The sequence below is a fragment of the Enterorhabdus sp. P55 genome, assembly GCF_009911695.1.
Classification (GTDB): domain Bacteria; phylum Actinomycetota; class Coriobacteriia; order Coriobacteriales; family Eggerthellaceae; genus Enterorhabdus.
The window spans coordinates 1-15,084 of the sequence record NZ_QWKK01000053.1; the positions used below are offsets into that span (position 1 = coordinate 1).

Here is a 15,084-nt window from a genome sequence, read left to right on the forward strand (position 1 = left end):
CGGGCGGGAGGCGCGGGGCGCGGGGCCCGAGGCACGACGCGACGGAGCGCCGCCCCGGGAGGCGGGGGCGGGACGGGACGAGGAGCGCGGCATGGGCACCCGGCGCGGGCCCGCCGCGGGCCTACTCGAACCCGAGGAAGCGGACTTCCGGCGTGAGCTGGATGCCATGGGCCTTCTCCACCCTCTCCTGGATGAGCTCGATGAGGTCGCGCACGTCTCGGGCCGTGGCGTCGCCCGTGTTCACGATGAAGTTGGCATGGGTCGGCGACACCTGGGCGCCGCCGACGCGCTCGCCCTTGAGGCCGAGCCCCTCGATGAGGGCCGCGGCCGAGGCGCCCTCCGGGTTGCGAAAGACGCTGCCGCAGGACGGCTCGTTGAGCGGCTGGCTCTTCTTGCGCTTGGCCAGGTTGGCCTCCATCTTGCCGCGGATGTAGAACGGGTCGGCCTTGGCGGCGGCGAGCTCGCACTCCACCACCACCTCGTCACGCGGCAGCGAGCAGGAGCGATAGCCCCACGCCACCTCGTCGCCAGCGCGGCGCACGAGGCCGCGGCCGGGGGCGAGCGTGGTCACGGACACCACGCGGCTGCCGATCCACTCGTCGCGCGAGCCGGCGTTCATGGCGATGGCGCCGCCCACGGTGCCCGGGGTGCCCACGGCGAACTCGAAGCCCGCGAGCGAGCGCTGGAAGGCCTCCTGCACCACGGCCGAGAGCATGACGCCGGCGCCTGCGTAGAAGCGGCCGGCCTCCTCGTCGGCGCGCAGGGTGCGAAAGTCGCGGCCGAGCGAGATGACGACGCCGGGGAAGCCCTCGTCGGCTACGAGCAGGTTGGAGCCGCGACCGGCCACCACCCAGGGGACGCCCTGCTCCTCGCAGACGGCCACGAGGCGCGTGAGCGCGCACAGGGAGCCCACGCGCACGAAGAAGCGCGCGGGGCCGCCGATGCGGTAGGTGGTGTGGCGCGCCATGGACTCGCGGGGGTAGACGTCGCCGTCGAAGGCGTCGTCGACAAGGAGCGCCTGGAGCGGCGTGGCGTGACGGGCGGACATGGCGCGAAGTCCCTAGCGACGGCGCAGCTCGTCGACGAGCTGGGGGCCGATGGCGGTCACGTCGCCGGCGCCCATGGTGATGACCAGGTCACCCTCGCCCACGGCGTCGAGGAGCGCGGGCACCACGTCCACGCGGCGCGGCACGAAGGCCGCCTGCGGGTGGCCCTCGTGCTCGAGCACCACGTTGAGGAACGTTTTGCCGTTGACGCCGGGAACCGGCGCCTCGCCGGCAGGGTACACGTCCATGAACACCACGTTGTCCGCCTCGTCGAAGGCGGCGCCGAACTCGTCTTTGAGCACCTCGGTGAACAGGGGGGCGCGCGAGTAGCGGTGCGGCTGGAACAGGACGTGGACGCGGTTGAAGTCGAGGGCCTTGGCAGCGGCGATGGTGGCGGCTATCTCGGTGGGGTGATGGGCGTAGTCGTCCACCACCGTGACGCCGTCGGCCTCCCCCACCAGGTCGAAGCGGCGGCGCACGCCGGCGAACTCGCCGAGCGCGGCGGCGGCGGCCTCCACGTCGAGCCCGAGGGCGTCGGCGAGCGCGAGCACGCCGGCGGCGTTGGCCACGTTGTGCCTGCCCGGGTTCTGCTTGACCGAGCCCGACACGACGCGCCCGCCGGGCAGCCGGAGGGCGAACGAGGAGCCCACCCCGTGCGGGGCGGCCTTGATGACGCGGGCGTCGCAGCCCTCGCCGAAGCCGTAGGTGACCACGCGGCGGCCCGTCGAGCGCGCCACCTCCACGAGCGCGGCGTCGTCGCCGCAGACCACGGCCACGCCGTCATCGGGAACCGAGGCGATGAAGGCGCGGAAGTTCTCGTAGATGTCGTCGAGGTCGGCGTAGTGGTCGAGGTGATCGGCCTCGATGTTGGTGACGATGACCGCCTGGGGCGCCAGGTAGGTGAAGGACTTGTCGCTCTCGTCGGCCTCCACCACGTACCAGGGCCCGCGCCCTGAGTGGGCGTTGGTGCCGAAGGCGCGCACGATGCCGCCGATGAGGAACGTCGGGTCCTCCCCCATCGCCTCGAGGGTGCTCGCGAGCATGGAGGACGTGGTGGTCTTGCCGTGGGTGCCCGCGACGGCGAGAGTCTTGAGGTCGCGGCCGAGGTGGGCGAGCATCTGGGCGCGGTGCACGATGGGCAGGCCGCGGCGCTGCGCCTCGATGAGCTCGGGGTTGTTCTCCAGGATGGCGGTGGACACCACGACCACCGGGTCGTCCGCGGGGATGTTAGCCGCATCCTGGCCGATGGACACCGCGATGCCCTGGGAGGCGAGCTGCTTGGTGTAGCGGCTCTCCTTCAGGTCCGAGCCGGTGACGGCGATGCCCTGGTCATGGGCGACGCTCGCGATGCCGCTCATGCCAACGCCGCCGATGCCGATGAAGTGCAGCGACGCGATGTCCCGTGGGTCCATGGATCCCTCTTCCGTAGGTGGTTCCGACAATCGGGCTATTGTACCCCAGCGCCGCGGGAGCCCGCTGCGGCTAACACAACATCTGCCAATTTGGCCGCGGCGTCGGCGGTTCCCTGGGCGCGGGCGGCCTCGGTCATCGAGGCGCGCAGCGCCGCGTCGTCGAGCAGGCGGCGCACCTGGTCGCGGAAGGCCTCGGTGCCCACCTCGGCATCGGGCATCATGAGGGCGCAGCCGGCGTCCACGTAGGCGCGGGCGTTGGTGGTCTGATGATCGGCCGTGGCGTGGGGGAAGGGCACGAGCAGCGCCGGGATGGCGCGGGCGGATATCTCGGCGAGGGAGGTGGCGCCGGCGCGCGAGACGATGACGTCGGCGGCGGCGAGGGTCTCCCCCATGCGATCCTGATAGCCCATCACCTGCCAGCGCTCCTCCTCCGCGGGCGAGAGCGCGAGCGCGTCGCGCACGGCGTCGAGCTCCTTGGGGCCGGTGATGTGGACGACGCGCACGTCATCGCGGGCGAGCAGCTCGTCGCGCATCTGGGCGATGGCCTCGTTGAGGTGGCGCGCGCCGAGACTGCCGCCGAAGACGAGCAGCATGAGGGCGTCATCGGGCACGTCGAGCATGACGCGCCCCTCGGCGCGGCTCGAGGCGATGACCGAGCGGCGCACGGGGTTGCCCGTCACGTGGACGCGGGATGCCTCGACGCCGGCCGGAGCCGACTGCGCGTAGGTGACGCACACGGCGACCGCGCGCTTGGCCAGGTACTTGTTGGCCATGCCCATGACGGAGTTCTGCTCGTGCACCACCACGGGCACGCCGAGGGACTCGGCCGCGCGCGCCACGGGGATGGACACGTAGCCGCCGAAGCCCACCACCACGTCGGGTCGCGCCTCGGCGAACCAGCGCTTGGCCTCGCGGGTGGACTTGGCGATCTTGGAGACGCCCTTGACGAGCGAGGCGGGGCGCGCCCGGTCGAAGCCGGCGGCCTCGAAGGCGCGGAAGGGCAGCCCGGCCTGGGGCACGAGGCGGGCCTCCACGCCCTGGGGCGTGCCGGCGAAGACGACGTCGCAGCCGCGATCGGCCAGCACCTCGGCCAGGGCGAGGGCGGGGTTGATGTGGCCGGCGGTCCCGCCGCCGGAGAGGATGACGCGCATGGCCTTACCTCCTTGGGGAGCGCGACGCGGGCCGCGCGAGGTCGAGGGGGGCGCCCGCGGCGCGGCGGTCGGGGCCGCGGCGGCCGGAGCGCTCCGAGGGTCTGCCGGATGAGGGACGCGCCGGGCGCTCGGCCCGCACGATGCGCAAGTCGGCGCGGCGCTGCTCGTAGACGCTCGGCTCGCCCTGGGCCTGGGAGACCGACAGGATGAGCCCCACCATGATCATGGTGGCGATGATCGACGAGCCGCCTGACGAGATGAACGGCAGCGGCTTGCCCGTGGTGGGCAGCACGCCGATGGTGCAGCCGATGTTGAGGAACGCCTGGGCCACGAGCATGATGGTGCAGCCGCCGGCGATCATGCGCCCCAGCTCGTCGGGACACTGCTGGGCGATGCGCAGGCCCGCCACGAGGAACGCCACGAACAGGCCGATGACGGCGAGCGCCCCCACGAGCCCGAGCTCCTCGCCGATGATGGCGAAGATGAAGTCGCTGTCGGACGCGAAGAGGTAGCCGAACTTCTCGCGCGAGTTGCCGAGCCCCACGCCGAACAGGCCGCCCTCGGCCAGCGCGTAGTAGGACCGGATGATGTTGAAGCCGTCGCCGTAGCCGTCCTTGCCATCGTTCCACGGATCGAGGTAGACCAGGCGCCCCGAGCGGTACCCGGTGCCGAACACGGCCACGAGGGCGAACAGGACGCCGACGGCGCCGATGATGGCCATGAGCCGGCCCGGCACGCCACCCACCCACATGACGGCGTAGATGCCGACGAAGCAGATGAGGGTGGTGCCCAGGTCGGACTGGGTGCGGTAGAGGAAGACGAGCGGGATGATGACGAGCACCACCACCTGCACGATGGCGGCCCGGGGCTCGAAGGCCCCCTGGCGCAGCAGGTAGAGGATGCGCACCGCCATGAGCAGAAGCGCGATCTTGGCGAACTCGGAGGGCTGGATGCCGATGGTCTCGGTGATGCCGAGCCAGCGCCGGGCGCCGTAGAGCTCGGTGCCGACGAGGGCCGTGAGCACGAGCATCGCCACCGCGACGCCCCAGACCACCCAGATGAGCGGGCCGGCCCACAGCCGGTAGGGCAGCGCCTTCCAGAGCACGAGCGCGCACCCGATGCCCACCACCGCGTAAAGGGCCTGGGACTGGACGCTCTTGACCACCGAATGTCCGGCCTTCACATCGGCGATGGAGCCGGCTGAGTACACCATGACCAGGCCGATGAGCAGCAGCGCGAGCACGCAGAGCAGCAGCACCGCGCGCGGGCCCACCACCTCGGCGGGCAGCTCCCTCTTTCGGGCCGCAGCCATCTAGCGAGCCTCCCGGGCCCCTTGGGCGCGCTCGGCCACGAGGGCCTTGAACGCCTCGCCGCGCTCCTCGAAGCAGGAGAACTCGTCGAAGGAGGCGCAGGCCGGCGAGAGCAGCACCACGTCCCCCGGGGCGGCCGCCTCGAGCGCCACGTCGAGGGCCGTCTCGAGGCCGGCCGCCTCGAGCACGGGCACGGGCGCGCCGGCGAAGGCAGCCAGGAAGCGCGCGCGGGCCTCGCCGAAGCAGACGACGGCGCTCGCGTGCTCGACGCACGCGGCGACGAGCGGGGCCAGGTCGGTGCCCTTGTCGCGCCCGCCCAGAAGGACGAGGGGGCGCTGGGGCAGAAAGGCGGTGAGCGCCACGAGGGTGGCGTCCACGTTCGTGGCCTTGGAGTCGTTGTAGCACGCGACGCCCGCCACCGAGCCGCAGGGCTCGATGCGGTGCTCGAGGGCCGCGAAGGAGGCCAGGTGCGCCGACACCGCCTCTGCCGGCGCGCCGAGCGCGAGCGCGGCCGCCGCGGCGGCCAGGGCGTTGGCCTGGTTGTGCGCGCCCCGCACCTGGAGCTCATCGGCGCGGCAGAGGCGGTGCTCGACGCCGGCGAGGGCCACGGTGAGCGTGCCGTCATCCGCCACGAAGGCGGCGTTGTCGGACCCGCAGGCCGCGCGCATGTCGAAGCCCAGCCCGCGCGCGGTGCCCAGGGGCACGTAGGCGAAGCCGCGCTCGGCGGCGTCCTGGGCGCGCAGGGCGCGCACGCGCTCGCGCACCGCGTCGTCCACGGCGTCGAGCACGGCCACAGCGCCGGGCACGCGGCCCAGGTTGGCGAGCACCTTCCACTTGGCGTCGGCGTAGGCCTCAAGGCTGCCGTGCCACGCGAGGTGGTCGGGGGTGATGTTGAGCACCACGGCGACGTTCGGGGCGAAGTCGCGCGTGGAGGCCAGCTGGTAGGAGGAGGTCTCGGCCACGTAGACATCCGTCACGCCCGCGGCCACGGCCTCGATGCAGGTGTCGCCGATGTTGCCCACGGCATCCGCGGCCAGGCCGGCCGCGCGCAGCAGGTGCGCGATCATCGCCGTGGTGGTGGTCTTGCCGTTGGTGCCGGTGACGGCCACCCAGCGCGCGTCTGCGGCGCTCTCGCGCCAGGCGAACTCCACCTCGCTCACCACCTCGGCGCTCGCGGCCACGGCGCTTCGGTAGAACGCGGAGCGCTCGGAGATGCCCGGGCTCGCGATGCACAGGTCATAGGCGCCCTCGATGGCCTCGTGGTCGAACTCCACGCGGGCGCCGTCGGCCCGGGCCGCCTCGGCCCAGGCGAGCGCAGCCTCGCTCGGAGCGCCGGCAGCCACGGCCAGCGACTCCACGCGGGTGCCGATGAGCGGCCTCAAGTAGTCGGCGCAGGCGCGCCCGGACTTTCCCAGGCCCAGCACGAGCACGCGCCCGAGGCGCGCGGGCGCGGCCTTGCGGCCGGGCAGCATCTCACAGCGATCACGCAGGTCCACGGCAGCCCCCTAGCCCAGAAGCGAGCCGGCGAAGTAGAGGCTGAAGCCGAGCGCGGCCAAGACACCGGACACGATCCAGAAGCGCACGACCACCTTCGTCTCCGACCAGCCCTTCTTCTCGAAGTGGTGGTGCAGAGGCGCCATGAGGAAGATGCGCTTCTTCGTCTTCTTGTAGTAGAGCACCTGGATCATGACCGAGAGCGCCTCGGCCACGAACAGGCCGCCGATGATGAGGGACACGAACTCGGTCTTGGTGACCACGGCCAAGCAGCCGAGCGCCATGCCGAGGGCCAGCGAGCCGGTGTCGCCCATGAAGATGTCGGCCGGGTAGGAGTTGAACCAGAGGAAGCCCACGCACGCGCCGGCGAGCGTGGCCGCGAAGATGGCCGAGGGCAGCAGGTCGGAGCGGTAGGCGATGGCGGCCATCACGAGCATGACGATCATGACCGAGCCCGCCGCCAGGCCGTCGAGGCCGTCGGTGAGGTTGACGGCGTTGCACATGCCCACGAGCAGGATGTTCACGAACAGCAGGTAGAGCACGGGGATGGCGATGCCGTCCCCGATGGGCAGCACCCAGGTGAGGATGCCCAGGTCGAACGTGTAGACAAACGGGATGGAGACGGTGGGCTCCACGCCGAGCAGGTTGACGGCGAACAGGATGAACGCCGTGGCGATGGCGAACTGGCCGACGAGCTTGGCCTTGGGGGTGAGCCCGAGCGAGCGCTCGTGGGCCACCTTCGAGCCGTCGTCGATGAGGCCGAGCAGGCCCGTGAGCACCGTGGCGCCCAGCAGAAGCCAGATCTCAGGCGTGGGGGCGCCGATGAGCAGGGTGCAGGCGATGACGGCCACGAGCATGATGACGCCGCCCATGGTGGGCGTGCCCTGCTTGACCAGGTGGCTCTGAGGACCGTCGGCGCGCACCTGCTGACCGATGTGGCTGGACTTGAGGAGGCGGATCCACACGGGCATGAGCCCCATGGTGACCACCATGGAGATAACCACGGCGAGGAACACGAGGAACGTGGGGTATGCGGCGAATGTCGAGAACATGGCTTAGCTGACCAACCCTTCGGCGACGCGTTCGAGGCCCATGAAGTGCGATGCCTTGACCAGCACCGCATCTCCCGGCTCCAAGAGCACGTCCAACTCTCCCAGCACGTCGGCCACGGTGGCCGCGCGCGTGATCTTACGTTCGTCCATGCCGGCCGCGACGGCTCCCTCGGCGATGAGCGAGGCCAGCTCGCCCACGCAGATGAGCCCGTCGAGCGGCAGCCCCGCCGCCGCGCGCCCCACCCCGCGGTGGCACTCCGCGGCGAAGTCTCCCAGCTCGCCCATGTCGCCGAGCACCGCGTAGCGGCGGCCGGGGACGACGAGCGAGCAGAACGTGGCCAGGGAGGCGCGCATGGAGTCGGGGTTGGCGTTGTAGGCGTCGTTGACGATGGTGAAGCCGCCCCGGGCGGCGATGACCTCCTGGCGGCCGGCTTCGGGCAGCGACCCCGCCAGGGCGCGCGCCACCTCGTCGGGCGCGAGCCCGAGCGCGAAGCCCACCGCCGCGGCGGCGCAGGCGTTCGCCACGTTGTGCAGCCCGCGCAGGGCGAGCGCGCAGGGCACGGCCACCGGCTGGGGGCCCAACCCCTCGGCGCGCAGGGTGAAGCGCGGGCGGCCCTCGGCGTCGAGGGCGACGTCCTCGGCCCACACGCGCGCGGAGGCGGCGGCAGGCGCCTCGGGCCGGCCCGCACCGTCGAAGGCGACGCAGGCGATGTCGCGCTCGACGAGGCGACCGGCGTCGGCGAGGGCCTCGGCGTAGTCGCCGGCGCCGTTCACGAAGGCGCGGCCGGTGCCGGCGGGCAGGGCCTCGAAGAGCTCGCCTTTGGCCGCGGCGATGGCGTCGCGGCTGCCGAGAAGCTCGATGTGGCTCTCCCCCACGTTGGTGACAAGCCCCCAGTCGGGGCGCACGAAGTCGCACAGCTCGCTGATCTGGCCGGCGCCGCGCATGCCCATCTCCACGACGACGACCTCGGTCTCCGGGTCGGCGGCCAGGATGGTGCGGGGCACACCCAGCTCGTTGTTCTGGTTGCCCACGGTGGCCACGACGCTGCGGCCAGCGGCCGCCACGTCGCGCACGAGGTTCTTCGTGGTGGTCTTGCCCGTCGAGCCGGTGAGGCCGATGACGCGTCCGCGCAGGTGGGCGCGCCACGCGCGCGCCAGATCGGTGATGGCCGCGGCGGTGCCGGGCACCTCGATGACGGCGGCGCCCATCTCACGGGCGAGCAGCATCGTGGGCGCGTCGGGCGCCTGCATCACGAGCGCCCCGGCCGCGCCGGCGCGCAGGGCGGCAGCCACGAAGTCATGGCCGTCCGCGCGCTCGCCGGGCAGCGCCACGTAGAGCCAGCCCTCCTGCACCTCGCGCGAGTCCCAGGTGACGCCCGTCATGAGCGAGCGGGAGCCGAGGGGCTCGATGAGGATGGTGCCGCCGGTGCAGGCGGCTACCTGCTTCGCGTTCAGGCGCACGGCGCGTCGCCGCCCTTCGCGCCGAACGCGCGCTCAAGCTCCTCGGCAGCCACGGCGCGATCGTCGAAGGCGAGCACCTCATCGCCCACCAGCTGGTAGTCCTCATGCCCCTTGCCGGCCACGAGCACCGCGTCCCCCGGCTGGGCGAGCGCGATGGCACGCGCGATGGCCGCGCGGCGGTCGGGCACCACCTCGAAGCGGGCGGCGTCGTCCATGCCGGCCACCACGTCGTCGATGATGGCGAGCGGGTCCTCATGGCGCGGGTTGTCGCTCGTCACCACGGCGAAGTCGGCCGCAAGCGCCTTCGCGCCCATGATGGGGCGCTTGGAGGCGTCGCGGTCGCCGCCGCAGCCGAACACGACGAGGGTGCGCCCCTCGCCCACCGCGTCCACCGACGCGATGGCCTTGGCCAGGGCGTCGGGGGTGTGCGCGTAGTCGACGTAGACCGACACGCCGCCGTCGCAGGCGGCGCGGACGCGCTCGAGGCGGCCCGGGGGCGCCGGCACGTCGGCCAGCGCACGCGCGATGTCGTCGGCGGAGATGCCGAGCGAGAGCCCGATGCCGAAGGCGGTCATCACGTTCTCCACGTTGAAGCGGCCCACGAGCGGGTAGGCGAACGTGAGCTCGCGCCCGCGCACGTCGAGGGTGAGCGTGGTCGCGGCCGCGCCGTACTCCACGGACACAGGGTGGATCTGGGCCGCGGCGTCGAAGCCGGTGGTGATGACGGCGTCCCCGCGCTCGGAGCAGCGACGCAGAAGCTCGCGGCCCCATTTGTCGCCGATGCCGATGACGCGCTTGGCCGGGTAGTCACCCGAGAACAGCAGCGCCTTGGCCTCGAAGTAGGCGTCGAAGGTGTGGTGGTAGTCCAGGTGGTCCTGGGTGAGGTTGGTGAAGGCGGTGACGGCGAACCGGGTGCCCCAGGTGCGCATGAGGTCGAGCGCGTGCGAGCTGACCTCCATGGCCACCGTCTCGCACCCGGCATCGCGCATGCGGGCGAGCAGGGCCTGCAGGTCGGGCGACTCCGGCGTGGTGTGCTCGGCCTTCTCGCGCACGTCCCCGATGACGTTGCCCACCGTGCCGATGATGCCGGTCTTGCGGCCGGCCACGCGCGCGATGTGCTCCACGAGGTAGGTGGTGGTGGTCTTGCCGTTGGTGCCGGTCACGCCGGCCAGCTGGAAGGACGCGGAGGGGTGGTCGTAGAAGCGGACCGCCGCCTCGGCCATGGCCTTGCGGCTGTCCGGGACGATGACCTCGGTGACGTCGGTGGCGTCGGCCAGGTAGACCTTGCGCTCGGCTACGAGCACCCGCGCGCCGCGGTCGATGGCGTCCTGGGCGAAGGTGTGCCCATCGGTGGTGAGGCCCACGATGCAGAAGAAGGCGTCCCCGGGGCGGACGCGGTCGCTGCGGTAGGCCAGCCCCTCCACCTCCACGGCCGGGTCTCCTATGACGGTGCAGTCAGCACCGGAGAAGAGCTCTGAACAAGGCTTGCCCATAGCGATCGATCCTTATTTCGGGGTAATGTTGTACTGCTCGATGGCGGTGGCCATTATATCGTGAAAAATCTGCGTCACCTGGGCCATCCCGGAAACCTCGTTGGCTCCCACAAAACAAACTAACTGACTTGACGAGTTGTCGATATACCCGGTGAAGCACAGGTTGTAGATGCCCTTCTTGTACACGCCGCCCTCGGCTATCTCAGCCGTGGAGGTCTTGCCGGCCACCTCGTAGCCCTCGACGCCGGCGGCCTTGCCCGTGCCGTCGGTGACCACCGTGCGCAGCATCGAGCGCATGTCCTCGAGCGCGGCGGGGCTGTCCACCACCTTCTCGGTCGGGTACTCGGGCCGCTCGCCGGTCTGGGGTTTGCTGATGAGGAAGTGGGGCGTCACCTCCACGCCGTCGTTGATGATGGCGCCGTAGAAGCGCACCATCTGCAGCGGCGTGACCGACAGGCCCTGGCCGAAGCTGGCGTTGTAGCCGATGACGCGGCCCCAGTTCTCGAAGGGGCGCAGCGTGCCGCTCGCCTCGCCGGGGTAGTCCACGCCGGTGCGCTCGTTGAGGTTGTACTGGAGGATGTCGTCGTAGAACTCCCGGAAGCCCGCGTTCTGCACCGCGAGCGACACGCCGATGTTCGACGAGTGGTCGAGGATCTGGCGCAGGGTGTAGGTCTCGTCGCCGCGCTCGTGCGAGTCGGAGATGGTGTAGCCGTCGGCGCTGATGGTGGCCGGGCAGAACAGCGTGCTCTCCGGCGTCATGGATCCGCCCTCCAGGATGGACAGGATGGAGACCGTCTTGAAGATGGAGCCGGGCTCGAAGGCCTGGGTGATGGGCTTGAGCTGGTCGGATCCCACCTTCGAGCTGCTCATGTCCGAGGGATCCATGTAGGGCAGCGAGCAGATGGCGTAGACCTCCCCGGTGCCTGCGTCCATGATGACGGCGCTGCCCTCCTCGGTGCCGAGCTTCTCGACGCCCGAGGCGAGCGCCTGCTCCACGGTGTTCTGCATCTTGATGTCGAGCGAGATCATGATGTCGGTGCCGTCGACGGCCGGGGTCTCCTCGTGGACGCCGCCGGGGATGGGGGTGGACCCCTTCGACGCGTTGCCGCGCTCGGCCGAGTAGGTGCCAGGCGTTCCCTTGAGGATGTCGTTGTACTGCAGCTCCAGGCCGGTGATGCCCTCGCCGTCCACGTTGCAGTAGCCCACCACCTGGCCGCCGATGGAGCCGTTGGGGTACTCGCGCCGCGTGTCGGCGATGAAGTAGATGCCGTCGAGTCCCAGCTCGCGCACGGCATCGCCCTCCTCCACCGTGGCCTGGCGCTTCACATAGGCGAAGGTGGTTTCGCTCTCGAGGATCTTCTCGTAGTCGGACTCCTTGCCGCCGAGGGTCTCGGCCAGGCGGAAGGCGGTGTAGGGCACGTCCTCCACCTCGGAGGGGTTGGCGTAGATGGTGGTGGCCTCGACGCTCGTGGCCAGCACGATGCCGTTGCGGTCGTAGATGGTGCCGCGGCGCGGCGTGGTGGTGAAGCTCACCGTGCGTGACTCGCTGGCCATGGCCGAGTAGTGGTCTGACACGATGACCTGGAGGTAGACAAGGCGCAGCAGGAACACGGCCGCGAAGGCGGCGAAGACGAGCACCGCGATGGTCATGCGGCTGCCGACGGGGACGGCTGCGGCGCCACGGGAGGCGCGGGGGCGCCCGGCCGATCCGCGCGGGGGCTGCTGGCGGGAGGCCATGGGGCCGCCTAGCCCTGGGCCAGCGCGGCGGCGCTCCCCGAGAGCGAGAGGTTGCCGGCCTCGTCGGTGACGACGACGTCGCCGGACAGGTCGATCACGGACGTGGAGGCCGGGGCCGCCATGCCGAGCGACGAGGCGACGATGCGCACGCGGGTGGGGTTGGCCAGCGACGACTGCTGCACCTCGAGCTTGCTGCCCTCGGAGCGGGCCACGTCGATCTGGGACGTGAGCTCCTGGGTCTCGAGCGCGGTGGCCACAGTGGCCGAGCTCAGGGTGACGCGGACGAATCCGAGGATGGCGAGCACCACGACCACGCACGCGGCCACCTTGGCCGCGAAGACGAGCGCGCTCGCGCTCTGGCGAGCCTGGGCGTCGGCGCCCTGGCCGCGGACGACGGAGACCGACGCGCGGCGGTCGGGACGGCGCGACCGCTCGGGGGCGCGCTCCACGACGGGCGCGTAGGCATGCGCTGCGCTCATGGGTCTGCCCTCCTTCGTCGCGTGGCGAGCCGGCGCGGCCGCCTTCGTTTCCCGATCGTCATGTTTGCCCTAGAGACGGATCAGGCTTTAGGCAGCGCGCCCGCCAGGGGCCGCCCTGCCTAAAGCCTGAGTCGTCAGCGCTTCTGCGCGACGCGCAGCTTGGCGCTGCGGGCACGCGTGTTGCGCTCAACCTCCTGCGGGGTGGGAAGCAGCGGCTTGCGCGTGATGATGTCGAGCACCGGCTCCTTGCCGCACACGCACACCGGCAGGTCCGGCGGGCAGGTGCAGCGATTCGCGAACGAGGCGAACGTGTCCTTCACGATGCGGTCTTCCAGGGAGTGATAGCTGATGACGGCCGCACGTCCCCCCGGGTTGAGCCAGCGGACCGCAGCGTCGAGCCCTCGACGCAGGACGGTCAGCTCCGAGTTGACTTCTATCCGGAGAGCCTGGAAGGTTCGCTTCGCGGGGTGTCCGCCAGCACGGCGGGCCGAGGCGGGTATGGCGGCCTTGATGATGTCCACCAAAGCCTCGCTCGTCTCGATGGGAGCGTCTTCGCGGGCCCTCACGATGAAGTCCGCGATGCGGCTGGCCCACTTCTCGTCGGAGAAGCCGCGAATGATCCGAGTGAGATCTGCTGCGTTGTAGGTGTTGACGATCTCTGCTGCGGTAAGGGTTTGTTTGCCCGGATCCATTCGCATGTCGAGGGGGCCGTTCTCCTTGAAGGAGAAGCCGCGGGACGCCGTGTCTATCTGCACCGACGAGACGCCGAGATCGAACAGCACCGCGTCGATCCCCGGCACCTCGGCCGCTACGAGTAGCTCGTCCATATCCCCGAAGTTGCCGCGCAGGAGCTTGAGCTGGGGGCGCTGGCCCTCCGGAATCTGCCCCAGGCGCTCGGCGGCGGCCGCGAGGGCCACCTCGTCCTGGTCGATCCCGATGAGCAGGCCCTCAGGGCCCAGCCTCTTGGCGGCCTCGAAGGAATGCCCTGCGAAGCCGAGCGTGCAGTCCAGGAACGTATGCTGTGGTTTGAGTTCGAGTTGTTCCAGGCACTCGGCCAGCAGGACGGGTGTATGCCGGTATTCGCTTGTCACGTCGCTCACGCCTTTCGATCAGCTGAAGAGGAGACCAAGGTCGATTTCCTCGTCCATCTGCTCGAAGCGCTTCGCATCCCAGATCTCGACGCGGCCCGTGTTGCCCGCGACGACCACGTCCTTGTCGATGCCCGCGGCGGCGCGCACGTCCTGCGAGAGCATGATACGGCCCGAGGCATCCACCTCGACGTCGTAGGCCCTCGTCTTGAGCTTGCGCCGCAGCTTCACGTGCTGGGGGTCGGACTCCTTGTAGCCGCCGAAGCGATCCTCGAAGAGCTTGTCCACCCAGTCGTTGAAGTCAGGCTTCTCGAACACGTAGACGCATTCGTCCTTGGGCTCGCGGGTTACCACGAGATCCTTGGAGAGAACCTTGCGAAACGTTGCGGGGAGCGCCACGCGGCCCTTCGCGTCCACCTTGAAGGAGTGCTGCCCGTTAAGGTCGACCGCGCGACGCGGCTGGACGGCTTCCTCCTCTGTGGCTTCGGCTTTGGCCATGGCTCCTCTCCGCTTGGTCTCGCTCGAGTTCGTGTCATGCATATTACCCCACAACGCCCCACTTCGCAACACTTTGATGCCTAACTGACCCATTCTCGACCCACAGAATGCCCAGGTAAAAACGGGTGTTCGCGTATGTTGAGCAAGAGCATCCCTAAATGTTGTGGGGCGCTTATGGCGGAGCGCAAAATATGGTGACGCGAGGCGGTGGGGCGTTGTGGAGGGCCTGTGAGCGCCGTTTACCGCCCGTAAGGAACGGTGGGCTGAGCGGGGGCGCGGGGGCGGAGGAGCGTGGGGGTGGGCGCTGGGGTGGGGCGACGGGCGGAGACGGGCGCGCGGTGGGGCGGGGCTCGAGGCGGATGGCGGCGGCGTCCGCCGCGGCGCGGGCGTGGCTGGAACGCAATAGAACGGGCGCCGGCTGTCTGGCGGCCTGCTTCCGGGCGCGGGGAGCGGAACGCCAAGCAGACACGCTGCGGATCAGATGCTGCAACTATCATGGCGAGACGAATGTTTCACGTGAAACATTCCATGGCTAGGCCGTCGCCAAACGCAGGAGACGGCCTAGCGGAAAACCGCCGCCGAGGCTCCTGCCGAAGCTCGCAGCTGCGATAGGGAGCGCCCAGGTCGAGGCTATCCGTCACAGCACGAGGCCCCCGGTCGCAGGCGGCCGCCGAGGCGCGAGGGGGCAATGTAGCGATGCGGCAGCAAGCGAGCACGAGTTCGCCAACGGCGACCGCCGAGGCGCGAGGGGGGGGGCGACGCGGCTGCGGGCGAGAGCCAAGAATCAGGGGGCGCCGCGGCTGCGGGCGGCCGCCGAGGCGCGGGGGGGGCGACGCGGCTGCGGGCGGTCGCCGAGGCAGGCG

General features: G+C 70.7%; 12 protein-coding genes. All 12 read right to left on the reverse strand.

The window, feature by feature from the left end:
* Positions 1-121: 121 nt before the first annotated feature.
* Positions 122-1,048 (reverse strand): UDP-N-acetylmuramate dehydrogenase, encoded by a 927-nt coding sequence (murB, locus tag D1643_RS06515; RefSeq protein ID WP_160709838.1) that lies wholly within the window; start codon positions 1,046-1,048, stop codon positions 122-124.
* Positions 1,049-1,060: 12 nt separating this feature from the next.
* Entirely contained in the window at positions 1,061-2,458 is a 1,398-nt protein-coding gene (gene murC / locus D1643_RS06520; RefSeq protein WP_160709840.1) for a UDP-N-acetylmuramate--L-alanine ligase, read from the reverse strand.
* Positions 2,459-2,493: 35 nt separating this feature from the next.
* Positions 2,494-3,609 carry an undecaprenyldiphospho-muramoylpentapeptide beta-N-acetylglucosaminyltransferase gene (murG, locus tag D1643_RS06525; protein WP_160709842.1) on the reverse strand — a complete coding sequence of 372 codons (1,116 nt, stop codon included), beginning with the start codon at positions 3,607-3,609 and terminating at the stop codon, positions 2,494-2,496.
* A 4-nt stretch (positions 3,610-3,613) separates the two neighbouring features.
* Positions 3,614-4,921, reverse strand: coding sequence for an FtsW/RodA/SpoVE family cell cycle protein (locus D1643_RS06530; protein WP_160709844.1), 1,308 nt, complete (start codon positions 4,919-4,921; stop codon positions 3,614-3,616).
* Positions 4,922-6,415 carry a UDP-N-acetylmuramoyl-L-alanine--D-glutamate ligase gene (gene murD, locus D1643_RS06535; RefSeq protein WP_370520311.1) on the reverse strand — a complete coding sequence of 498 codons (1,494 nt, stop codon included), beginning with the start codon at positions 6,413-6,415 and terminating at the stop codon, positions 4,922-4,924. It abuts the gene before it with no gap.
* 9 nt (positions 6,416-6,424) lie between these two features.
* Positions 6,425-7,465 carry a phospho-N-acetylmuramoyl-pentapeptide-transferase gene (gene mraY / locus D1643_RS06540; protein ID WP_160709846.1) on the reverse strand — a complete coding sequence of 347 codons (1,041 nt, stop codon included), beginning with the start codon at positions 7,463-7,465 and terminating at the stop codon, positions 6,425-6,427.
* A 3-nt stretch (positions 7,466-7,468) separates the two neighbouring features.
* Positions 7,469-8,926 carry a UDP-N-acetylmuramoyl-tripeptide--D-alanyl-D-alanine ligase gene (gene murF, locus D1643_RS06545; RefSeq protein ID WP_160709848.1) on the reverse strand — a complete coding sequence of 486 codons (1,458 nt, stop codon included), beginning with the start codon at positions 8,924-8,926 and terminating at the stop codon, positions 7,469-7,471.
* A complete protein-coding gene (locus tag D1643_RS06550; RefSeq protein ID WP_160709850.1) occupies positions 8,917-10,419 on the reverse strand; it encodes a UDP-N-acetylmuramoyl-L-alanyl-D-glutamate--2,6-diaminopimelate ligase in 1,503 nt (500 codons plus the stop codon). The genes murF and D1643_RS06550 overlap by 10 nt, the downstream gene beginning before the upstream one ends.
* Positions 10,420-10,431: 12 nt before the next feature.
* Positions 10,432-12,156 carry a penicillin-binding protein 2 gene (locus D1643_RS06555; RefSeq protein ID WP_160709852.1) on the reverse strand — a complete coding sequence of 575 codons (1,725 nt, stop codon included), beginning with the start codon at positions 12,154-12,156 and terminating at the stop codon, positions 10,432-10,434.
* Positions 12,157-12,164: 8 nt separating this feature from the next.
* Complete coding sequence (locus tag D1643_RS06560; RefSeq protein WP_160709854.1) at positions 12,165-12,635, reverse strand: cell division protein FtsL; 471 nt, start codon at positions 12,633-12,635, stop codon at positions 12,165-12,167.
* 134 nt (positions 12,636-12,769) lie between these two features.
* Entirely contained in the window at positions 12,770-13,726 is a 957-nt protein-coding gene (gene rsmH / locus D1643_RS06565; protein ID WP_160709856.1) for a 16S rRNA (cytosine(1402)-N(4))-methyltransferase RsmH, read from the reverse strand.
* Positions 13,727-13,744: 18 nt separating this feature from the next.
* The gene (locus tag D1643_RS06570; protein WP_160709858.1) at positions 13,745-14,221 is read right to left on the reverse strand and encodes a division/cell wall cluster transcriptional repressor MraZ; all 477 of its coding nucleotides are present in this window, start codon (positions 14,219-14,221) and stop codon (positions 13,745-13,747) included.
* Between the last annotated feature and the right edge of the window lie 863 nt (positions 14,222-15,084).

What these genes read in the sequence shown, in the direction of transcription:
- D1643_RS06555 (WP_160709852.1), bottom strand. Translation starts at nt 12,156, where the DNA reads ATGGCCTCCCGCCAGCAGCCCCCGCGCGGATCGGCCGGGCGCCCCCGC.
- D1643_RS06570 (WP_160709858.1), bottom strand. Translation starts at nt 14,221, where the DNA reads ATGGCCAAAGCCGAAGCCACAGAGGAGGAAGCCGTCCAGCCGCGTCGC.
- murC (WP_160709840.1), bottom strand. Translation starts at nt 2,458, where the DNA reads ATGGACCCACGGGACATCGCGTCGCTGCACTTCATCGGCATCGGCGGC.
- murB (WP_160709838.1), bottom strand. Translation starts at nt 1,048, where the DNA reads ATGTCCGCCCGTCACGCCACGCCGCTCCAGGCGCTCCTTGTCGACGAC.
- mraY (WP_160709846.1), bottom strand. Translation starts at nt 7,465, where the DNA reads ATGTTCTCGACATTCGCCGCATACCCCACGTTCCTCGTGTTCCTCGCC.
- D1643_RS06550 (WP_160709850.1), bottom strand. Translation starts at nt 10,419, where the DNA reads ATGGGCAAGCCTTGTTCAGAGCTCTTCTCCGGTGCTGACTGCACCGTC.
- D1643_RS06530 (WP_160709844.1), bottom strand. Translation starts at nt 4,921, where the DNA reads ATGGCTGCGGCCCGAAAGAGGGAGCTGCCCGCCGAGGTGGTGGGCCCG.
- D1643_RS06560 (WP_160709854.1), bottom strand. Translation starts at nt 12,635, where the DNA reads ATGAGCGCAGCGCATGCCTACGCGCCCGTCGTGGAGCGCGCCCCCGAG.
- murG (WP_160709842.1), bottom strand. Translation starts at nt 3,609, where the DNA reads ATGCGCGTCATCCTCTCCGGCGGCGGGACCGCCGGCCACATCAACCCC.